The organism is Micromonospora parva (assembly GCF_000718515.1).
In the GTDB taxonomy this organism is placed as follows: Bacteria; Actinomycetota; Actinomycetes; order Mycobacteriales; family Micromonosporaceae; genus Micromonospora; species Micromonospora parva.
In genome coordinates this window covers 1-3,236 of sequence record NZ_JNZS01000055.1, presented here as the reverse complement: position 1 = coordinate 3,236, position 3,236 = coordinate 1, and the positions used below count along the sequence as shown (strand labels likewise).

The 3,236-nt window shown below is 56.4% G+C and carries 1 rRNA gene; it reads left to right on the top strand.

Annotated features, from left to right (window positions below):
* Positions 1 to 76: 76 nt before the first annotated feature.
* Positions 77 to 3,186, top strand: a 23S ribosomal RNA gene (locus tag IF22_RS0132580).
* The last annotated feature ends 50 nt before the right edge of the window (positions 3,187 to 3,236 follow it).

The following is a 3,236-nucleotide window of genomic DNA, read 5'->3' as shown; positions in this document are numbered from 1 at the left end:
GGGTTTGGTGTGGGGCGGATCGGGTTGTGGGTTGGTCGTTTGTTGAGAATTGCACAGTGGACGCGAGCATCTTTGTGGTCAAGTTGTCAAGGGCGAACGGTGAATGCCTTGGCACCAGGAGCCGATGAAGGACGTGGGAGGCCGCGATAGGCCTGGGGGAGCTGTCAACCAAGCTGTGATCCCAGGGTGTCCGAATGGGGAAACCTGGCACCAGTCATGTGGTGTCACCCACACCTGAACACATAGGGTGTGTGGAGGGAACGCGGGGAAGTGAAACATCTCAGTACCCGTAGGAAGAGAAAACAATTTAGTGATTCCGTGAGTAGTGGCGAGCGAAAGCGGATCGAGGCTAAACCGGCTGCGTGTGATACCTGTCAGGGGTTGCGTGGTCGGGGTTGTGGGACCCTGCTGAACAAGCTGACACTTGTTCGAGAAGTTACAAAGTTAGTGGCTAGTCGAACAGTCTGGAATGGCTGACCGTAGACGGTGAGAGTCCGGTAGGTGAAAGTTGCTGACCTTCTGTGGGTGTTCCCGAGTAGCGGCGGACCCCTGAAATCTGCCGTGAATCTGCCAGGACCACCTGGTAAGCCTAAATACTTCCTGGTGACCGATAGCGGACAAGTACCGTGAGGGAATGGTGAAAAGTACCCCGGGAGGGGAGTGAAATAGTACCTGAAACCGTTCGCCTACAATCCGTCGGAGCCTTGCGGGGTGACGGCGTGCCTTTTGAAGAATGAGCCTGCGAGTTAGTGGCATGTGGCGAGGTTAACCCGTGTGGGGGAGCCGTAGCGAAAGCGAGTCTGAATAGGGCGATTCAGTCGCGTGTCCTAGACCCGAAGCGGAGTGATCTAGCCATGGGCAGGCTGAAGCGCGGGTAAGACCGCGTGGAGGGCCGAACCCACCAATGTTGAAAAATTGGGGGATGACCTGTGGTTAGGGGTGAAAGGCCAATCAAACTCCGTGATAGCTGGTTCTCCCCGAAATGCATTTAGGTGCAGCGTCGCGTGTTTCTTGCCGGAGGTAGAGCACTGGATGGTCTAGGGGGCCCACAAGCTTACCGAAATCAGCCAAACTCCGAATGCCGGTAAGTGAGAGCGCGGCAGTGAGACTGCGGGGGATAAGCTTCGTAGTCGAGAGGGAAACAGCCCAGATCACCAGCTAAGGCCCCTAAGCGTGTGCTAAGTGGAAAAGGATGTGGGGTCGCATAGACAACCAGGAGGTTGGCTTAGAAGCAGCCACCCTTTAAAGAGTGCGTAATAGCTCACTGGTCAAGTGGTTCCGCGCCGACAATGTAGCGGGGCTCAAGCACACCGCCGAAGCTGTGGCATTCACATTTTAACCTCGCTTGGACTTGATTCCTTGTGCAGGTGTGTGGATGGGTAGGGGAGCGTCGTGCCGCGAGTGAAGCAGCGGGGTGACCCAGTTGTGGACGCGGCACGAGTGAGAATGCAGGCATGAGTAGCGAAAGAAGGGTGAGAAACCCTTCCGCCGGATGACCAAGGGTTCCAGGGCCAGGCTAATCCGCCCTGGGTGAGTCGGGACCTAAGGCGAGGCCGAGAGGCGTAGTCGATGGACAACGGGTTGATATTCCCGTACCCGCGAAAGAGCGTCCCTGATGAACCTCGTTGTGCTAACCACCCAAACCATCCAAGACCTTCGGGTTGAGGGTGGGGAGCGTGGGAACCTGATGGGTAGTAGTCAAGCGATGGGGTGACGCAGGAAGGTAGCTGAGCCCGGCCGGTGGTTGTGCCGGGGTAAGCGTGTAGGCCGTGGTGTAGGCAAATCCGCACCACATGAAGGCTGAGACGTGATGCCGAGCCGATTCAGGTGAAGTCAGTGATCCTATGCTGCCGAGAAAAGCCTCTAGCGAGTTCTTAGCGGCCCGTACCCCAAACCGACACAGGTGGTCAGGTAGAGAATACCGAGGCGATCGGGCGAACTGTGGTTAAGGAACTCGGCAAATTGCCCCCGTAACTTAGGGAGAAGGGGGGCCGGAGACGTGAAGCCCCGCGCGGGTGGAGCGTTGTATGGCCGCAGAGAGCAGGGGGAAGCGACTGTTTACTAAAAACACAGGTCCATGCGAAGAAGTAATTCGATGTATATGGACTGACGCCTGCCCGGTGCTGGAACGTTAAGGGGACCTGTTAGCTCCTTTGGGGCGAAGCGGAGAACTTAAGCGCCAGTAAACGGCGGTGGTAACTATAACCATCCTAAGGTAGCGAAATTCCTTGTCGGGTAAGTTCCGACCTGCACGAATGGCGTAACGACTTCCCCACTGTCTCAACCACAGGCCCGGCGAAATTGCAGTACGAGTAAAGATGCTCGTTACGCGCGGCAGGACGGAAAGACCCCGGGACCTTTACTATAGCTTGACATTGGTACTCGAATTAGCTTGTGTAGGATAGGTGGGAGCCGGTGAAGTCCATACGCCAGTATGGGTGGAGGCAATCTTGAAATACCACTCTGGTTGATTTGGGTATCTAACTTCGGACCGTTATCCGGTTCAGGGACAGTGTCTGGTGGGTAGTTTAACTGGGGCGGTTGCCTCCTAAAAGGTAACGGAGGCGCCCAAAGGTTCCCTCAGCCTGGTTGGCAATCAGGTGTTGAGTGCAAGTACACAAGGGAGCTTGACTGTGAGACTGACAGGTCGAGCAGGGACGAAAGTCGGGACTAGTGATCCGGCACTTGCGAGTGGAAGCGGTGTCGCTCAACGGATAAAAGGTACCCCGGGGATAACAGGCTGATCTTCCCCAAGAGTCCATATCGACGGGATGGTTTGGCACCTCGATGTCGGCTCGTCGCATCCTGGGGCTGTAGCAGGTCCCAAGGGTTGGGCTGTTCGCCCATTAAAGCGGTACGCGAGCTGGGTTTAGAACGTCGTGAGACAGTTCGGTCCCTATCCGCCGTGCGCGTAGGATACTTGAGAAGGGCTGTCCCTAGTACGAGAGGACCGGGACGGACGAACCTCTGGTGTGCCAGTTGTCCTGCCAAGGGCACGGCTGGTTAGCTACGTTCGGAAGGGATAACCGCTGAAAGCATCTAAGCGGGAAGCCTGCTTCAAGATGAGGTATCCCACCCACTTTGTGGGGTAAGGCCCCCAGCTAGACGACTGGGTTGATAGGCCGGAAATGTAAGCCCGGTAACGGGTTCAGTTGACCGGTACTAATAGGCCGAGGACTTGACTACTAAGCTGCTACGCGTCCACTGTGCAACTCTGAACAAGCGAACACCCGTGA